The sequence below is a fragment of the Succiniclasticum ruminis DSM 9236 genome (assembly GCF_900112895.1).
GTDB classification, from domain to species: domain Bacteria; phylum Bacillota; class Negativicutes; order Acidaminococcales; family Acidaminococcaceae; genus Succiniclasticum; species Succiniclasticum ruminis.
Genome location: NZ_FONL01000017.1, coordinates 1 through 18,410, shown reverse-complemented (window position 1 = coordinate 18,410; position 18,410 = coordinate 1). Strand labels below are relative to the sequence as shown.

19 protein-coding genes and 1 tRNA gene are annotated in these 18,410 nt (G+C 42.2%); 16 read left to right on the top strand and 4 right to left on the bottom strand.

The window, feature by feature from the left end; genetic code table 11:
- Positions 1 to 28: 28 nt before the first annotated feature.
- On the top strand, positions 29 to 2,761 hold the full coding sequence (locus BM159_RS09815) for a heavy metal translocating P-type ATPase (RefSeq protein WP_093914060.1): 2,733 nt from the start codon (positions 29 to 31) through the stop codon (positions 2,759 to 2,761).
- A gap of 137 nt (positions 2,762 to 2,898) precedes the next feature.
- Here the strand turns inward: BM159_RS09815 and BM159_RS09810 are convergent, their stop codons facing one another.
- Positions 2,899 to 4,104 carry a diaminopropionate ammonia-lyase gene (locus BM159_RS09810; protein ID WP_177206001.1) on the bottom strand — a complete coding sequence of 402 codons (1,206 nt, stop codon included), beginning with the start codon at positions 4,102 to 4,104 and terminating at the stop codon, positions 2,899 to 2,901.
- A gap of 70 nt (positions 4,105 to 4,174) precedes the next feature.
- Positions 4,175 to 5,029, bottom strand: coding sequence for a DUF805 domain-containing protein (locus BM159_RS09805; protein WP_093914077.1), 855 nt, complete (start codon positions 5,027 to 5,029; stop codon positions 4,175 to 4,177).
- A 273-nt stretch (positions 5,030 to 5,302) separates the two neighbouring features.
- Between BM159_RS09805 and BM159_RS09800 the strand changes: the two genes are divergently transcribed.
- The 7 genes from BM159_RS09800 (at position 5,303) to BM159_RS09770 (ending at position 10,485) form a co-directional block, all read left to right on the top strand.
- On the top strand, positions 5,303 to 5,725 hold the full coding sequence (locus BM159_RS09800; protein WP_093914058.1) for a hypothetical protein: 423 nt from the start codon (positions 5,303 to 5,305) through the stop codon (positions 5,723 to 5,725).
- A gap of 55 nt (positions 5,726 to 5,780) precedes the next feature.
- A tRNA-Ala gene (locus tag BM159_RS09795) sits at positions 5,781 to 5,856 on the top strand.
- A gap of 276 nt (positions 5,857 to 6,132) precedes the next feature.
- Complete coding sequence (locus BM159_RS09790) at positions 6,133 to 6,486, top strand: helix-turn-helix transcriptional regulator (RefSeq protein ID WP_093914057.1); 354 nt, start codon at positions 6,133 to 6,135, stop codon at positions 6,484 to 6,486.
- Positions 6,487 to 6,958: 472 nt separating this feature from the next.
- Entirely contained in the window at positions 6,959 to 7,630 is a 672-nt protein-coding gene (locus BM159_RS12000) for a hypothetical protein (RefSeq protein WP_177206000.1), read from the top strand.
- A gap of 81 nt (positions 7,631 to 7,711) precedes the next feature.
- The gene (locus tag BM159_RS09780; RefSeq protein ID WP_177205999.1) at positions 7,712 to 8,011 is read left to right on the top strand and encodes a hypothetical protein; all 300 of its coding nucleotides are present in this window, start codon (positions 7,712 to 7,714) and stop codon (positions 8,009 to 8,011) included.
- A 20-nt stretch (positions 8,012 to 8,031) separates the two neighbouring features.
- Positions 8,032 to 8,559, top strand: coding sequence for a metallophosphoesterase (locus tag BM159_RS09775; RefSeq protein WP_093914055.1), 528 nt, complete (start codon positions 8,032 to 8,034; stop codon positions 8,557 to 8,559).
- A gap of 393 nt (positions 8,560 to 8,952) precedes the next feature.
- Complete coding sequence (locus BM159_RS09770) at positions 8,953 to 10,485, top strand: ATP-binding protein (protein ID WP_093914054.1); 1,533 nt, start codon at positions 8,953 to 8,955, stop codon at positions 10,483 to 10,485.
- Between the two features lie 291 nt (positions 10,486 to 10,776).
- Here BM159_RS09770 and BM159_RS09765 read toward each other — a convergent pair whose 3' ends face one another.
- Complete coding sequence (locus BM159_RS09765; RefSeq protein WP_093914053.1) at positions 10,777 to 11,400, bottom strand: helix-turn-helix domain-containing protein; 624 nt, start codon at positions 11,398 to 11,400, stop codon at positions 10,777 to 10,779.
- 178 nt (positions 11,401 to 11,578) lie between these two features.
- Here BM159_RS09765 and BM159_RS09760 point away from each other — a divergent pair, with 178 nt between their 5' ends.
- Both BM159_RS09760 and BM159_RS09755 read left to right on the top strand, forming a co-directional pair.
- On the top strand, positions 11,579 to 11,812 hold the full coding sequence (locus tag BM159_RS09760) for a MerR family transcriptional regulator (RefSeq protein WP_093914052.1): 234 nt from the start codon (positions 11,579 to 11,581) through the stop codon (positions 11,810 to 11,812).
- Positions 11,813 to 11,832: 20 nt separating this feature from the next.
- The gene (locus BM159_RS09755; protein WP_093914051.1) at positions 11,833 to 13,230 is read left to right on the top strand and encodes a tyrosine-type recombinase/integrase; all 1,398 of its coding nucleotides are present in this window, start codon (positions 11,833 to 11,835) and stop codon (positions 13,228 to 13,230) included.
- A 144-nt stretch (positions 13,231 to 13,374) separates the two neighbouring features.
- Here BM159_RS09755 and BM159_RS09750 read toward each other — a convergent pair whose 3' ends face one another.
- Positions 13,375 to 13,926, bottom strand: coding sequence for a helix-turn-helix domain-containing protein (locus tag BM159_RS09750; RefSeq protein ID WP_093914050.1), 552 nt, complete (start codon positions 13,924 to 13,926; stop codon positions 13,375 to 13,377).
- Between the two features lie 1,041 nt (positions 13,927 to 14,967).
- Here BM159_RS09750 and BM159_RS09745 point away from each other — a divergent pair.
- The 6 genes from BM159_RS09745 to BM159_RS11995 form a co-directional block, all read left to right on the top strand.
- The gene (locus tag BM159_RS09745) at positions 14,968 to 15,273 is read left to right on the top strand and encodes a hypothetical protein (protein ID WP_093914049.1); all 306 of its coding nucleotides are present in this window, start codon (positions 14,968 to 14,970) and stop codon (positions 15,271 to 15,273) included.
- Between the two features lie 110 nt (positions 15,274 to 15,383).
- Positions 15,384 to 15,971, top strand: a complete 588-nt coding sequence (locus BM159_RS09740; protein ID WP_093914048.1) for a hypothetical protein — start codon at positions 15,384 to 15,386, stop codon at positions 15,969 to 15,971.
- Positions 15,972 to 16,019: 48 nt separating this feature from the next.
- Positions 16,020 to 16,424 carry a hypothetical protein gene (locus tag BM159_RS09735; RefSeq protein ID WP_093914047.1) on the top strand — a complete coding sequence of 135 codons (405 nt, stop codon included), beginning with the start codon at positions 16,020 to 16,022 and terminating at the stop codon, positions 16,422 to 16,424.
- A gap of 156 nt (positions 16,425 to 16,580) precedes the next feature.
- A complete protein-coding gene (locus tag BM159_RS09730) occupies positions 16,581 to 17,252 on the top strand; it encodes a DNA-methyltransferase (protein ID WP_218149573.1) in 672 nt (223 codons plus the stop codon).
- 221 nt (positions 17,253 to 17,473) lie between these two features.
- Positions 17,474 to 17,863 carry a hypothetical protein gene (locus BM159_RS09725; protein ID WP_093914045.1) on the top strand — a complete coding sequence of 130 codons (390 nt, stop codon included), beginning with the start codon at positions 17,474 to 17,476 and terminating at the stop codon, positions 17,861 to 17,863.
- Positions 17,864 to 18,055: 192 nt separating this feature from the next.
- Positions 18,056 to 18,410, top strand: a 355-nt coding sequence (locus BM159_RS11995) for a hypothetical protein (protein ID WP_177205998.1), incomplete at its 3' end; no start/stop codon positions are given.

Genomic DNA, 18,410 nt, shown 5'->3' with positions numbered 1-18,410 from the left:
CCAAGGCGTTGCAGGCAGAAAGGCAGTTATGAAGAAAGAAAAATACATCGTCACAGGTATGACCTGCAGCGCCTGCTCCAGCCGCGTGGAAAAAGCGGTAAATAAGCTGGACGGAATAGGAAAAGCCAGCGTGAACCTGCTGACCAATTCCATGCAGGTGGAATATGACGAAACGAAATTAAATGAAGAGAACATTGTTCAGGCTGTAGTGGATGCCGGCTACGGCGCCGAACGGGTGGAAACGGGCCGCAACGGTAAAACAGAGTCAGGTTCAACCGCCAGCGCAGGGGCCGGCAGCAGTAAGGAATCGGCAGGCAGCGGCAAAGCAGCCGGTTCTTCTTCTGCAAAAGCAAAAAAACCGAAAGAAAATCCGGCGGTGAAAGCATCGAGAGAAGCTATTGCGGAAATGCATCACCGGCTTATGTGGTCGCTGGTATTTTTAATTCCGGTGCTGATTCTTTCCATGACGCCCATGTTTGCGAAATTTTTCGGTTTTGCGGTTCCGGACATTTTGCAGAATTATTTTTACGGAACCAACAATGCAATCTGGCTGGCTTTTACGGAATTCATCCTGGTATTGCCCATTCTGATTATCAATAAAAAGTTTTTTATCAGCGGATTTAAGAGCCTGGCCATGGGCGGTCCTAATATGGATACGCTGGTGGCGGTAGGTTCCGGCGCGGCGTTGCTTTACGGTATTTTTGCCATCTACCGTATCGGATGGGGCCTGGGCCACGGCGATGTGGCGCTGGTGGATCTGTACCGCATGAATCTGTATTTTGAATCGGCAGGTATGATCGTCACCCTGATTACCTTCGGCAAATGGCTGGAAGCCCGTTCCAAAGGCCGCACCTCCAGCGCCATTGAAAAACTGATGGACCTGGCACCGAAACAGGCTGCGGTCATCCGGGACGGCGCGGAAGTCGTCATTCCGGCGGAAGAACTGGTGGAAGGCGATGAAATCGTGGTACGCCCCGGTGAAAGCATTCCGGCAGACGGGGTGATTATCAGCGGCACTACCAGCGTGGATGAAGCGGCCATTACCGGGGAGAGCATCCCGGTGGAAAAACAGCCGGGAGATAAAGTCATCAGCGCTACCATCAACAAAACCGGGTTTATTCATTTTACAGCCCAACGGGTAGGGGAAGACAGCACGATCAGCCAGATTATCCGGCTGGTGGACGAAGCCAGCAGCAGCAAGGCTCCCATTGCCCGCATGGCGGATAAAATAGCCGGTGTGTTTGTACCGGTGGTAATGCTCATCGCACTGGCAACCTGTATTTTCTGGCTGCTGTGGGGCGAGACTTTTGAATTCGCTTTCAGCTGTGCCATCAGTGTGCTGGTCATCAGTTGCCCCTGCGCGCTGGGCCTGGCTACTCCGGTGGCCATTATGGTGGGAACCGGCAAAGGCGCGGAAAATGGGATCCTGATCAAATCCGGGGAAGCGTTGGAAACAGCCCATAACTTAGATACTGTAGTATTGGATAAGACGGGCACAATTACGGAAGGCAGGCCCCGGGTCACCGATGTAATTCTGCTTCGCGGTGCCGCCGATGAAACGAATCCGGATTTTGCATCGCTGCTTTCTGCAGCGGCAGGGCTGGAGCATGGCAGTAGTCATCCCCTGGCAGGCGCCGTGATGGAATATACAACGGAAAAGCAGATTGCAGTTCCGAAGATGGATAATTTTGTTACACTCTTCGGCAAAGGCGTGCAGGCGGAACAAAACGGAAGCAAGTTTTACGCGGGCAATGATAAGCTGATGGAAGAGGCAGGTATTGACGTTACGTCCGTTGCCGTCCAGTTGGATAAACTGGCGGATGAAGGCAAAACTCCGTTGTTGTTTGCAAAAGATAAAGAATTGCTGGGTATTGTTTCCGTGGCGGACAGGGAAAAGGCTACCAGCCGGCAGGCTATCTCGGAATTTAAAAAACTGGGAATTAACGTAGTGATGTTGACCGGTGACAACCAGCGGACGGCGGAAGCGATTCAGAAACGGATGGATATTCCACGGGTCATTGCCGGCGTGCTGCCGGAAGGAAAAGAAAAAGTGATCGCGGACCTGCAGGCGGAAGGCCATAAAGTAGCCATGATCGGGGACGGTATAAACGACTCGCCGGCTCTGGCGCGGGCGGATGTGGGCATTGCAATCGGCGCCGGTACGGACGTGGCCATTGAAAGCGCGGATATCGTACTGATGAAAAGCGATTTGCTGGATGCGGTAGATGCGGTTCGTCTCAGTAAAGATGTCATCAAAAAAATAAAAGAAGATCTATTCTGGGCTTTCTTCTATAATGTGGTCTGTATTCCGGTGGCAGCGGGCGCGCTGGTGCACTGGGGCATCCATCTCAATCCCATGTTCGGGGCTGCGGCTATGAGCCTGAGTTCCGTTTCGGTGGTAACTAACGCGTTGCGGTTGAAAGGATTTAAGCCGACTGTGGCGGTGAAGAGCAAAGCAGCAACGGAAACCGGAATTGTGCAGCTGAAAAGTCTGGGTATGGTACCGGTGAATGCCGGTAAAGATAATAAAAATATAAGTATTACAGGAGGTTCAACTATGGAAAAAGTATTAAAAGTGGAAGGAATGACCTGTGCACATTGCCAGAAACATGTGACAAACGCGTTGGCGAAACTGGAGGGCGTAACTTCGGTAGATGTAAGTCTGGAAGCTAAAACCGCTACGGTGAAGGCTGACCGCGACATTCCGGTGGCGGAATTCGAAAAGGCGATTACCGATGCAGGGTATGAACTCGTGAAGTAATATTTGATTTTAGGAAAAAGGCTTCGCAAAAATGTTCACTTAGTTTTGCTTCAGTCTTTTTTCTGACAAACTAATATTATTGTTTCCAAAGAAAAAACCTGATGCTGAACATCAGGTTTTTCTAGCGTTCAAAATAATTAATTCTGTTTTATATGAGGGATTCCATACACAATTCTCTGATAGCCTTCCGGATCGGTGTCGCCTTCGGTATTAATAAGCAGGATTACCGAATCTGCGTTGATATTAAACAGGTTACGAAGCGTTTCATCCTGCAGGATCCGGTTGACGAGACCGTAGGTCACAGCCCCGGATTCTCCGGCGACGATTGCTTTGTCATTGCCAACCGGGTTCGCGTAGGCACGCATACCTTCTTCTGTAATGGTATCATCACAGGCGCAGAAGAAAGCTGCTTTGTCACGGATAGCGGGCCAGGTTACCCGGCAGGGCGTACCACAGTTCAGACCGGCCATAATGGTTGAAGGATTTCCTTCTAAGGTGTGAATCTGTCCGTCACCGGCTTTCACAGATTGATAGATGCAGGCGGCTTCCACAGGTTCAACGACAGTGACAATGGGAGGAGTTTCACGATAGCATGAATGAAAAAACTCCAAAACGCCACCCGCCATGGCTCCGACACCTGCCTGCAGAAAAACGTGGGTCGGAATAATTAGTCCCAACTGTTCTACGGTTTCTGATGCCAATGTCAGATAACCGTCGATAATCCATTCCGGATATTGTTCGTATCCGTCCCAGGCGGTATCCTGAATCAGTATCCAGCCATTTTTAAGCGCCAGTTCCCAGGAATGTTCCACAGCCTGATCATAATTAAATTCCGTAATCTGCGCAGTAGCATTGCCCGCTTCTTCGATGGCAACGCGCCGTGCTTCCACAGAACCTTTTGGCATAAATACAGTGGCGTTGCAGCCAAACAGCTTTGCGGCCCAGGAAACACCCTTGCCGTGATTGCCGTCCGTGGCTGTGACAAAATGGATTTTGGCGCATTGCTTCCGGACTTCTTCTTTCTGAAAGTAACGGTAATCAATGTTTTTGTAATCCAGCCCCAGCTTTTCGCAGAGGATGCGGAACATGGCATAACTTCCGCCTAGTCCTTTAAAAGCATTAAGGCCAAAACGGTGTGACTCGTCTTTGCAGTAAATACCTTTAATTCTACAGGCAGCGGCTTGTTCCTGCAACGCAACCAACGGGGCAGGCGCGTAACCGGGCAGGGTTTTGTGAAAACGAATTGCATCTGCGGCCACGGCTTTATCAAATCGTACATATTGGTTTGCCTTTGTTAAGCTATTATTTTGCAGGACGCTGAAATCTTTGAACCGGTATTCCATATGAATCATTCTCCGCTATTGTTTCAGTGGTTAAGTAAAGAAGAAACTTCTTATGCTTACTGTGTAATAACTAGAGCAAACCACCCGGTACTTCCAGCGGGTCGGGGCCGTAATCGTTGGGGCCGTCCGTTCCTTTGAAGAACAGAAGGTAGATTCCCAAAACAAGATTTACTAACGGCACGAACACACCGATGCACCACCAGGCAGGGCGGTTCAAATCGTGCAGACGCCGGATTATAAGCATGAAACTGGGGATTACGGCAGCAATCGAAATAATGGTTCCCAGCATGGCGATTGCACTGCTGTTCATTGAAACGGCGACCATGGTAATTAAATTTGTAATGATTGAAGCGGCTGCTCCAAGTGCGAGGCCGCGGAAGAAGTAACGCTTGCGGTTCAGGCGGTTGTCGTAACGCAGGAACATGGACTGGAGGTCTTTGTCCGGTTCGTATTTGGGACCTGTTCCGCCCCGGGAAAATTCTTCTTTGTGGATGTAATCAGTATGTGGAAAGGCCTGTTCAGCTTCCTGCCGCAGAGAAGAATGCGAAGGCCCGTTGTCTTTTGACGCTTCTTCATGAAAAGGCTGAGGGTCTGGGGGTGTCTGCTCCCGGGGAGGGACGAAAGCATCCTGCGGTTTTTCAGGAACCGGGTCCGGATGAATTGCTCCCAACGTTGCAGCTGTTGCGGCACCGGCAGCACCGGTTACTGCGGAAGAAGTGTCGGAAACTGCAGATGTTGTGGAAGGATTACCGGTCGGGGCATTTGCCGGAGATGTATTCACCGCAGCATCTTCCGGCAGTGAACTGGGTGTAACGGGGGTTGCCGGTACTGCCGGTTCAGTTTGCTTTACCGGAGCTCCGCAATTCGGGCAGAATTTATTTTCGCTCTTTAAGGGCGAACCGCAGTTTTCGCAAAAATTAGCCATGATTGTTTCCTCCTCGCTTACAGTTTATGTAAAATTAAATATGAAAAAACTTAGTACAGAATAACAACAAGACTTCTGTAAAAAAGAAATTAAACACATACTATCTATTGTTTATAAAAAAACTTGTCGTCAAAAGATTTTGTAAATCTCTCAATTATATTCTATACTATCGGGCAGATATCTGTAAATGCAGCCTCTAAAAAAATATTATGGTGTAAGGTGATGCAATTTCCCGGGAAATATTGTAAAATTAAACTGCAGGAGGAAATTGACATGAAAAAAATACTAACGCTTTCACTTATTTTTACACTGCTGTTTACAGGCGTATGCTTTGCGGAAAAAAGCAAGCTGAAAAAGAAAACATGGACACCGGTGCAGACACGGGTGGAAAACTCAATAGAAGTTCAGGACTTTTATAATCACATGGAAGTACATCATGAAGGAGATAAACAAATCGGCCTTTGGTTCGTGACCTTTATTCCCAATCAGAAGGGCGTGACGCATTCCTATTTTTATGAAGCGGTAGTTATGGATTACGGAACCGGGAAATACAGGATTATCCGTGCTTACCAGGCAGACAGGAAGAACAAAAAAGTCAAGACGTCTGATCAGCGTTTTATCGACGCGGAATGGAAAGGTATTGCCGGAACAAAGTATGAAACGTTGTATCACAGAATGAAACCTTCGATTTGGTGAGAATGCTATTGACAAAGGATGCTTTTTTCCGTATAATATCGTTTGTAAAGCTTTTGGGGGCGTAGCTCAGCTGGGAGAGCGCTTGAATGGCATTCAAGAGGTCAGGGGTTCGATCCCCCTCGTCTCCACCACATCAAAAGCCAACAGCCATGCGGGTTTCAGAACCTGTGTGGCTGCTTTTTTTTAGCTCTTATTGTTCTAAACAATGTTTTTTGTAGCATTTTTGTAGCAAATGATTTTTATAGTACTTAAATCCGCACAAATGCTGGCTTTAACTAAAATGCCGTGTTTTAAGATGTTTAACGTTGTTTTTATTGAAAAAAATTAAAATATTGACTAATAATAAAAATGAAACGATAGGGAAGAGTAGAACCGCAAAAACCTTTTAATGGTTAAGGAGAAAAAAGATGGAAATTATAAATGTAAGGGCCTATATAGGTGCCAAGATTAAAGAATACAGAAAAAAGATGCATTGGACGCAGGCAGAGCTGGCAGAAAAGGTAGATGCAGCTCACAATACTGAGGCATCATGGGAAAAAGGCGACAGGGAGCCTACCATGCAGCAATTATATATGATAGCGAAAATTACGGGTGCAAGCGTTTCTGATTTTTTTCCGCCGCTGGTTGATGAGTCAGCCATGGTGATGGAAAAGGAACTCATCACCGATTTCCGAAATTTGAACGACCAGGGTCACGCGCTGACGGTTGCTGCGGTGAAAGGTTTATCACAGATGCCGGAGTACAGGAAGATGAATGAATAGTAACGGTTGCTTGATTTCTTCTGTTATTTGTTCTATAATAATCTGGCAGAGTCGTTTCGGACGTTGGGCCGGCGGGGTACATTGCGCATCGTGGCATCTGCTTCAATAGGTGCTTGCTCCTTTACGCCCGGGTCAATAACCCGGAAACGACCGGGAGAAGTACCTAAAAAAAGTCCTTCATGGCAGCCCCTGCATTGGAAGCAGGAACGCCGAGCTGTGAAGGACTTTTATTGATTAGGCATTGAGTATAAAATAAACAAAGATGTAAAATTTTACACGACAAAAATAGCGAATCCCTGCAACCCGCTTCACAGCTGGGCTGGCAGGGTTTTGAAATTTGTCGCTGTGGGGGGAAACTTTTGGACAGCAAAATGTGATAAAATAGAAACAACGGAAACAACGGAGCCTCTGATGCAGAAGACAACGTGAAGGATAACATTATAAAACCTGAAATAGAGAGGAAGTGTAGACTATGATGATCAGCCCTGAAACATATTACGAAGATAATCTGAAAGGAAAGAGCGCAGGAGAACTTTTTCGGGAGATTCAATCTTTAAAACGAGAAATCAAAAGACTCATAAAAATCGCTGAAAGTAACGATGTGCTTTCGGAAAAAATGTGCGAGCCCAGCCCGCTGACGCAAATCAAAGTTAATAGGGAGTATTTGGAACGAGCGAAGATTGCTTATGCGGAAGTTGGCGGAGAGTACAAGCCGACGAAGGCAGAGATGAAGGGTCAAGAGTTTAATGAATCACTCAGGTTGATGAAGAAATTTGAATTTGAATACGGCGGCTTCTTCAATGGTTATGAGACTCGTAGTTATACGATTGTTGGAGAAAAAGTACTTCTTGATTTGCGCCACAGCTTTCGTCAGAAACCTTTTGATTTTCCGGTCTATGAGCCGGTTACCAAGGAGAATTTTTTGGAAGGACTTGCCGAATTACATATTGGTGAATGGAAGAAAAATTATGCAAGTCCGATGCTGGACGGCACACAGTGGAGCATCGACATCGAGTATGAGGGAAACAGGAAACCTGTCCATATTTATGGCAGCAACTCATTTCCCTATAATTTCGATGATTTATTGGAGTTCTTGGGAGTTGATGATCAAGAGTACCTTGATGACGATGGGGACGAAGTATAAGACTAACTTTCAGAAGACAAATCTAAGCCTCCTTTTAAAGATATTAGATAAGCGGTGAAACAAATGTATGAAATTGAGGAAATGAATAAGATAGATGAAAATACGTTGCCCGCATTTTTAAAGCATGATATAGATGCGTATATAGAAGCGATAAGGAAAGAACAAGAAACAGGAGAAAAATGCTGGCACATGGATTGTTTGCAAGATGAAATCTATGGCTCGATTAATGGTGCATACTGGGATGGACTGATAGATAAAGATGTAGCGGAATATCTGCGGGAGAAGTATCTTGGTATAGACGAACCTTTGCAGAGCAGAGAAATCAGTAAAGAAGATGCAGATTTTCTGCGTAATTTTCATAGATGCAAGCGTGAAGTATAGATAGAGTCTGGTGTTAGAAAATGATTTTTTTTACTTCGGATTTACATTTTTATCACGAAAAAATCATTCGTCATTGTAATAGACCTTTCAAAAACGTTGATATGATGAACGAAAAGTTAATTGCTAACTGGAACAACATTGTTGCCCCTGACGATGAGGTGTATATCCTGGGTGACGTTACCATGGAAGGCCCGGAGAAAGCCTTTGCCATGCTTTCTCAATTGAAAGGCGTAAAGTATCTGATACGTGGCAACCACGACCGGTTTGCTGATAACGAGGCATGGCAGCAGTATTCGTGGGTGTTCCGGTGGGTGAAGGACTATCATGAACCGGTCTGGAACAGCCAGAAATTTGTATTATTTCATTACCCGGTAGAAGAATGGGCGGATTATTATAAGGGAGCTATTCATCTGCATGGGCATCAACATAATAAAGCTATATATAATTACCAGCAGAAGCAGGCTGGAATCAACCGTTATGACGTGGGTGTAGATGCTAACGGGTTCGCACCTGTGAGCCTGGATACGATAATGGTGTTTTTTAAATGATAAAAGCCCAACCAATCATTTTGGCTAATGTCATTAAGTAACTTATTCCAGGGAAAAGGTAAAAAATCTTTTTGCAAAACACTTACAACGAAAAAATGAATCCGCAAAAGGTTCATGAGTATAGACGAATTGACAGATCAATAGTATCAGATTAGAACAATTTATATGACAAGGGAACGGTTAAAATTTGCAAAGGTGACTGTATTGCGCATATGATGCCTGTTGCAACTTTTTATCCAGATAATGAGAAACAAACTTAAAACTTTTAAATGAATAGAATATACAGCGACAAACTATGAAAAAAAGGTTTTACCTGTTAAACGTCGAACTAATAGTTTAATATTATTTTATAGATTTTTAGGATTGTATAAGTATTTATTAGGAGATGTGATTATGAATATTATAACAATTAATAATCAGCCAAGTGCAGAAGAATTATGGGCTGGGATTGGTGGGCATTTTGACAATCTCGGGCAAATAATTAACGAATTCCTTGACAATAGCATTTCAAATTTTGCCGCAAATCCTTCAGTTAACAGAAATCTTATTGTTAGTTTAAAAGAATTACAATCAACTAATCAGGTTGAAATTTCGATAGAAGATTCAGGCACTGGAATAAAAAAACTTGATGAAGCATTTACTTTGGGAAATACGAACGCAGGAGAATCCCCTCTTAATGAACATGGTTTTGGTTTAAAACATGCGTTAGCTTCTGCAAATCCCGAGAACTCCTCATGGGAAGTATATACAAGAACAGATGAAGATTATGATAATAACTCTTTCAAAAAGATTTCAGCTCCTTATAAAATCCATGACTTCCAGGCACTTGTTTGCGCAAATGAAGCCTGGCCTGGCCAACTTAGTGGTTCTGGCACTTTGGTTAGGTTTACTTGTAGTTGGGAAATGTTCAAAACCACAGCAAGAGGAATTCGAGGAGGTGTAACCTCGTTCCGAACAATGGCTGATATCCTTTGCGAAGATATCGGATTCATATATGCTGGAGTTATTGCATCTGGTGGCGCAAGCATCACAATGAGTATTGAAAATAGTGACGGGATAAAAGAGAGAAAGGTTGTGGGTGCTGTTGAACCAGACTGGGCAGATTTTATTAAACCTGGATCAGGCATGGAACAAGTGGATTTAGGCTCTGGGAAAGTTGATATTGAGTATAAATTTGGACGTATTAACGAAAAATCATTAAGGAAAGAATTTGATAATTCCACAACCAGAAAATATTATATGAAAAATATGTCATCATCTGGAGTTGAAATCCGTATTAACGGTAGAGTTCTCTGTTATAATCTTTTTAAGGAAATTTGGGGTATTGAAAAACACAATTCTTACAATTATCTTCTTGTTGTACTCAATCTCAAGTCCCAAAACAAAGATTATCTGCCGAAAACCCGTACATCTAAAAATGGATTGCGCGAAGGGGACCCCAAACTTGAGAAACTCTATTCCTGGGTAAAATCAAATATGCCTGAACCAAAAAAGGATTTGTCCCTGGCCGATCATGAAACTGATTTGTTTGAAGAATTGCGAAAAAACAAGGAGCTGTTTAATCCTGATCCGAACAAATTAATAACGACTGAAATGCAAGTTTTTAAAAGTACGGGAGAAAACAAAGATAGAGTTAGGATAGATTTATATGAAAAAACCTCTTATGGGGTTACCATTTATGAAGGTAAAAAGGAAACCACAACCAGCAAAGATGTTTATCAACTCCGAATGTATTGGGATGGACTTGTGTTCGATGGAATTATCCCTAATAAAGGTATATTAGTTGCTGAAAGGAACCCAGAGTCTGTTAAATCATTAATTAAAATAGTAAACACGATGAGAGATGCTAACGACAAAAATTACAATTTTGAGGCGAAAACATGGGCCGAGTTGGGAATTAATCTCTCACGGCCAAATACAAATTAAGTGGACAAAAAAACCAAGCTACTATATAGAATAAGCAGAGTCTATTTTTTTCTCTGAATTTCTTAAGTTAATGATGTTCTCATTTTGGCTGGGCTTTGATTTTGCATAAAAACAGGCGTTCTTTGTTATCGGTAATTTCTTTTGCCCCGTGGAATGTGGGGTAATACAGCTAAACAAAAACTGCACCCGTATCATAGCAATGATATTGGTGCAGTTTTTTTGTTTTTGATGAATTTGCTGCCTGTAGCAATATGGCAGTGATTTGCTGATGGAGGTATGAAACGCGACCGCCTATACGTTGATTTGGGCTTGTGAATCCATGCACTCTTCCGTGGCAATGATACATGATGCTTCGCCGGTAAGTAGTATCATTGAAATCGACCTCTCGCATTTGTTCAAACGCTCCGCCATTTTATAGCGGAGTTGTTTTTTTATGTCGGGATTTGCGAGTGTTTCTTTTCCCAATTTATACCAATAGGGAATCAACACCAATAGATTAGCTCTTGCCTCGAGTGAAAACGTAGAAACGCGTGTATCCACAGAGTCATATGCATGAGCTCTGGCGATGAGTTCATCTTCTCGGGCCCTATAGATAAACATATGGGTATCAATAAATCTGGAAAGAAAAGACTCGTAAACTCCCTTTGTTGATTCTGCATATAGCAAAAATTCAGGATCATAGGGAGATTTGCTGGCGCCATATAACCAATTCGGTGAAACACCAAAGCTGACAGCAAAGTCAAATAGGCCATCTACTGCAGGCGTTCTGGATCCGGATTCCCACGCGGTAAGGGCTGATATGCTGGTATCCTCGCATAACCAGGATACTTCTTTGAGTGGGATCCCGTAAGCATTTCTTACAGCGGCCAGCCTTACAGGAATTATTTCTTTTACGAAATCAGACAATCTTTTCATAAATTTTTTACCTTCGTGACCCTATTGACATGATACATTATTTTTTATTACAATCTAACTAGAAACGCAATTGTAGTATTAAAAGATTCAATTGCGTGCGTAAAAACCTCGTTGAGGTCGTTTATATTTACAAATGTGTTTATTAATAACATTATAATGCAGACAGGAGGAAAAAACAATGTTAAAAGATGAAAAAGTTTTGAAAAAGAAATTTTATTCGGTTCGTGATTTGCACGAGGCTTTGGGCGGTTATATAACAGTACAGCAGATTTACCGCATGATTGACAAGGGCGAAATCCCTGTGCGCTCGATCGGCGGGCGTATTGCTATTGATGGCAACTGGGCACGGGCATATGTTGATGCTCCGTGCGTCTGTAACGGAAAGAATAAAAAGGTTGCACCGTCTTCCTGACCTGGGGAGGAAATATTAAAATGGCTCGTCCGAAAAAGAATGGTGTTTTTGATTACAAAGAAAAAAACGGAAAATACAGCTATTATGTCAAAGTTGTTTACATCCGTGACATTGAGGGGAACCGTAAGCGTAGACCTATACGGGCACGTACTCTGGGTGAACTGAAAGAGAAGGTTGCGCAAGCACTGGAAAAGTCGGTCTCGGGCAATGAGAATGCAAATGATTTGAAGGCACTGGAAAAATCGGTCACGGACAATGAAAATGCGAATGATTCGAAGGCGCTGGAAGAATCGGTCTCGGAAAATGAAATATCTTTTATTTTAGGCCAATGGTGTGATTGCTGGCTGAAAAAGATTCTTCCGGGGACTGTAAAGGGTTCGACTCTTTCTTACTACACATACATGCTGCGGTACCTTGACGACGATATTCGGTCAAAGATGTTGTCCGATTTAACTGCAATCGACTTTCAATCGTATTTTCTGAAATTGAAAGAACATGGGGCGAAACGGACCGGGGAACAACTATCTACAACTACAGTGCGCAGCGTCAGGGCTACTTTGATATCTGCATTGGACTCAGCTATAGATAATGGTGTTCTGAGTCTGAACGTAGTAAAGAAAACGAAGCCGCTGGCACAGAATGACAAGAAAGAAATAAGTTATTTGACTAGAGATGAGATGTACCGTCTGATGGCGGTTGCGGAGAGTGGCGAGTATTATACGACGTTGGATAAAGTGAAGAAGAGAATTAAAGAGACGGAGAATAAAGCCAATAAGTCAGATAAAGAAATCAAAATATGGAAGAGAGACCTTGGCATTATGTATTTGATCCGCCAGTGGTATTTTGTCATTTGCCTTGCATGTGCAACAGGCATGCGCCGGGGTGAAATCTTCGGCCTGACCTGGGGGTGCGAGGACTATGTTAACAATACCATCAATATCAGACACAACCTGCAAGGCGGTAAGCTGGTAAGTCCCAAGACCAGAAGTAGCGCCCGTACTATCAGTTTGGATAAGGATAATATGCAATTATTGCGGTCTTGGCATGATTATCAATTACGTTACTCTGCAGCAGTAGGTGATTGGTTCTTTAATGAACACGGCTTGATATATACGAATAGTTTTGGTCAACCGGTCGACTACACCAATTTTCGTTGCAGGTATTTCGATGTGATGGTCAGCGCTGCCGGGCTCCCTAAAAGTATAACTTTCCATTCCCTACGCCATACACATGCCACCCAGTTATTGGCATCAGGAGTGGATGCTAAAACTGTGAGCAAAAGGCTGGGACATTCTGGTAATGGTGTTGCATTTACCATGAAGACTTATGCACATGTGCTGGAAGAGATGGACCGCAAGGCTGCGGATACGATAGGAGCGATATTTGCCGCAAGGAAAAAGGAAAAACCAGAGGCATAGCGATTGCGGTCTGACGTACGAGTTTGCGGATACAAGACTACGATACTAGTTTTCCATAATTAAATTAGAGGAAAGGTGATAGACCACACTGTCACCGGACCAGAAGCCTTAGTACAATATCGATATTCTTGTTTGTTAGGCTTATTACAAGTCTTCCAGAATATTTATATACGGATACTTTGTTTTCAAGGCAAAATATAGTCCATTTTTCACGATATCCAAACGCATTATCTGTTGTTCAGTAGCCTTTCTTAAGTTGTGCTCTGCGAAAAAATCGTTATAGCCTTGGATATATAGTGCAAAAACTAAGATATTGGCTCGTGCAGCCAGGTCATATAAATCGCGTTTAGAATTGTCAAAATAATCTTTGGAAGACGTATCAATACGCAGATACATTGAACCGTTTTGATTTAAGTCTTTAATGACTTCGTATGGTTTGTGGATAGACTCCGCGAGGAACACTGAATCATGTGTATATGGAATCTGCGATACTCCAAAAAGCCAATCGATCGAAACACCGAAAGAAGTTGAGATTTGATAAAGGCCATCAGCGGAAGGGATACGCAATCCTCTTTCCCAATTATTTAAAGCAGATCGACTGGCGCCACATATCCACTCTTCTTCGGATACTGGTAGGTGGTAACTGGTCCGAAGAGTATATAGACGTTGAGATAATTGTGATAAGACATTTTCCATAATCTTCTCCTATAAAAAAACATATTGATATAATCGATTAAAAAAATATACTTGAAGTGAAACGAACCAGTAGCATGAGTTTCAAAAAATTTTAAATGTAAAACTGAAAAGTATGATATTTTTATTCTATTATATCTCACATCGTAGAAAAAAACAAGGGTATTTACAGTTTTTAACAGAATAGGGGAAGCTATTAAGTTATCCTGGTTTTTAAAACGCAGCGCCTAGTCATTAAATATGACCAGGTGCTGATTTTTTGTTAGCGTTCAGGGAGAAGATAGTATTGTTGTTCCTTTTGGCAATAACAACAAAATAAAATTGAAAATAGCAATAAAAAATAGAAACATTATAGAAAAAAACAAGATAAACCAATATTTAAAAACAAGAATCGGCTAAAATAACAAACCGAAAACAAAAGAAACGCTTTAAAATGCCCTACAATGCATTCAAAGTGGTCGACGCATATGTGGAATACCCCGGACATGTCGGCGCTTCTATGAGGCTAATAAGGGCCTTAAAAACGATTTCTAAAAAATCGATGATTTTTAAAATGAGAATTGGCGATGTTTTTGCGAATTTATACTTAAATTATGGATAAAATGTCCGTCTGAAATAAACAAATCGGCGGATTTTGAGTAAATTTAAGCAAAAAAAACGAATACAAAATAGTCGTTGATATTGATACATTAGTTATTGTTATAAGATTTTTTTAAAAAAAGAAAAAGTTAAAAGTATTGACTTAATCTGATATAATTAGTTACAATAACGCTAGGAGAAATCTATAATATGAGTTATTAAAAACTCAAATGTAATTTTAAAAGTAAAGGAGTGAACAAATGTGGCAGCAGCTCGACAAAGATATTTTTACATAATTGGAACTCGAAAAAAGAGGCTGACGGGTCATTCCGAAATTTTGCAGATCCGGGGAATAGTTCACAGTGTTCACTCAACGCCTGGCGCGTGCAGGCGTTGGAATGGACGTTGCGATGGCAATATCCAGAAAAATATTTTTATTCGCAAAGGTGAAAGGAACGATTTGTTATGAAAGAAATCGTGAACGGAAGAATGTTCAACACAGTAAATGCAATATTTGTAGGGTCAGACGGGTATTCTTGTTCTAGTGATTTCCAGTACTGGCGCGAAGAACTTTACCAGAAAAGGAATGGCATGTATTTCTTGTACGGCGAAGGGGAACCGACTTCAAGCTACGCTCTGGATACCGGTCTTAACGATTGGGCCGGCGGGAAAACTATTCTGCCCATGGATGCCGATGAAGCAAAAGAATGGGCGGCAGAACATCTTGACGCAGATAGGTTCATTGAAGAATTTGGCGAATCTGGGGAATAATTCACAGTGTTCACCCAGCGCCTGGCACGTGCAGGCGTTGGAATGGATGTTGCGATGGTGATATCCAGAAAAATATTTATATGCCGCAAAGGCGAAAGGAGAAATACCTTATGAAGAAAATCGTGAACGAAAAATTGTACAACACAGAAACAGCACATCGTGTAGGAACATATAGGTTCGATTTCGACGATGGCGTCCAGCACATTTGTACCACACTTTATCGGGACAGAGACGGTGAATATTTCCTGTATAACAGAAGTGCGGGTGTTCCTGTGACTAACGTAGCAGAAGAATTCGGCGGGCAGATTATTAGAGAATCCATTATTCCCATGACCCCGGATGCTGCGAAAAAATGGACCGAACGGTATCTCAACGAAGACGAGTATATCAATGAATTCGGAAAGCCTCAAGGTTATTACAAACGGAATAACCTGCCGCAGTTCTCGGAAATTGAAATGAACTTTATCACGCTGGTGGTGCTTATGGCCAAAAGCTTTCCGTACTTTAGCGTGGATGATATTCCCGGTCTTGTTAAAGACGCTTTTCGGAACAGGTCGAACGGGTTTGCGCAATATATCGACGTTGAACGAACAATTAAAAAAGTTTGCAAAATGAATCACTGGCAACTAGTAGAGTTTTTTAAAAGAATAAACACCTTCGTGGACTCATTATCCGCTAAAGAAAACAGTCAGGCTTAAAGAATTTGTTTAAGTATCGTATGACGATACGGAAAAGGAGCTTAGAAAATGGTAAATGGCTATACAAAAAAATGGCGTAAGAAATTGTTGAAAAGTGGTTTTGCAAAAAGATTTACAAAAAAATATTTGTATAAGATGGGCGCCGGCGCGATACGAATAAAATCGTGGGAATACGATGAACAAATGCCTCTGTTCCAGGAGTATCAAAGTTCCCCTGAATATAACCGTGTGTATATTCGTGTGGTGGGTGAAGATGCTTATTGTATGTTAAATTTTTCTTTTGCAGACTTCCAGGAAGAACTTTTTGCGTATATGGATTCAATTGGAGCTGCAAAAGGCGACCCTGACAGAAACCTGCTGTATGTATTGGATAATAGAAGGTTTTGTGTAGTGGAAAATTTCTTGGAAGCTGTCCGGACCCTGTTAACGAACAGCTTGGCCCCCGCGTCTTAAATTAAAAAAAGAAAATGCTCTGATGTTGTTGGCCGCAACATCAGAGCATGGTGTACCACGGAAGTACACATAGATTATGTTGATTTATTATAACATGATGGTTGTATTATTACAAGTGGATATCACTGTAAGAAGTTTTCATTAAGGAGAATGCTAATGATGGATGTATTAAAATCTGATATATATAACTTCAACGCGAAAAATTTGACAGATGGCAGAAATTTGCTGTCCGAAATTAAAGATGGAACAATAGCTACTGCATTTTTCGACCCGCAATACCGTGGTGTGTTGGATAAACTGCACTACGGCAACGAGGGAAAGAGCAGGGGCAGGGAAAGATGCTCTTTAGAACAGATGGATGATAATATTATTAGATCCTTTATAACAGAGATAAATCGTGTCTTGAAAAAGAGTGGACATCTTTTCTTTTGGGTCGATAAATATCATTTGATTCAGGATATTTATAAATGGTTTAGCGATACAAATTTAAATGTAGTGGATATGATTGTTTGGGACAAGGGGAAGCTCGGTATGGGATACCATGCGAGACATAAATCAGAATATCTTGTTGTTTTGCAAAAGTCACCCGTAAAAGCAAAAGCATGTTGGCGTGACCACAGCATTCCTGATGTATGGGCAGAAAAAGTCGTTAAGAACCACCCCCACAGTAAACCGGTTGAATTACAAAGAAGGTTGATAGCAGCTACTACTGCTGACGGGGACGTTGTATTGGACCCTGCGGCTGGGGGTTATTCGGTTTTTGAGGCGTGCAAGCAATTGGACAGGTGTTTTTTGGGTTGTGATATCAGGTATGGAGTTACTTCATAGTTTAATACGGTAAGCGTATTGGGCCACTGAAGTGATTTGGGATAATGGTTATTTCGACGAAGGTTTGAAAAGGCGGGTGATGTATATGATTGTAATTGAATAACTTAATACTGGGATTGTTTCATTGTATCGTGATTTTAGTAGATACTGCAAATGCATTACAGTGACCAAACAGATTTGGAATCTGTATCACATTATTATTTTATGAAAGGATGAAAAACATGTTAATTAAAATTGTTGATAAGAATAAAGAAAAAATCGATAAAGTTTTATCTGCAGTGAACGGAAGGGCAAGGCGGAGAATTTTGGATTATGAAAGGTTGCTTGATGTTGTGAAAACTGCACAAGAACAGATAAAACGGACAGTAGGCGACAGCAAAAGTTCTGTGTACGGAGCAAAAGTTCATTACGCTCCGAATGCCGTATTTGCGAAAAGTTACAAATACGAAGCAGAAGGCACTTGTGTAATCTTTCACTTTAACCAAAACGGAGAAGCAGTTCTTACGTATGCGTACCGTAACAGAATTTCGAAGGATACAAGTAAGCAGTATGATGTGGAATTTACGGAAAAGCAGAAAGCGTTGATGCTGAAATATGCATCTCGGTTTTAGACATGAGCGGTGTTATTTTTTCATCAAAGCTCCTTGCGAGTTGATGAAAAAATGCTCTGAAGTTATTTCCGGTAACTTCAGAGCACATCGTACCGTGGGGGTACGCATAACCTTTACAAAATAATTATACCATATTTTGTTATTTTTTCCAAGTGCTTATCCCCACTTCAGGTTTCTTATGGTGGTGCTATTATGTTAAAGTCAAAAGAATTAGTGAAAATGATTTTTTTATCAGATAATTTCTCGGCGGAAGAAAAAGGTGTTTTAGGTACTGCGGTTGCAACGTATCAATCCACCGGGGTTGCTTCGTTTTCCGGCTACGAACGTATCGGTGATTATTTTTATACGTTGATCAAGCCGTTGATTGACAACGAAAAAGAATCTTCCGGTTCTTTGAGTTCTGTCCGTGCTGCAGCCGGCAGTAGAGGTGGCAAGGCTAAAGCAAAAAAGAAAAATGTGGCAAACGTAGCAAAAGTAGCAAACGAAGCAAATGTGGCAAACGTAGCAAAAGTAGCAAACGAAGCAAATGTGGCAAACGTAGCAAAAG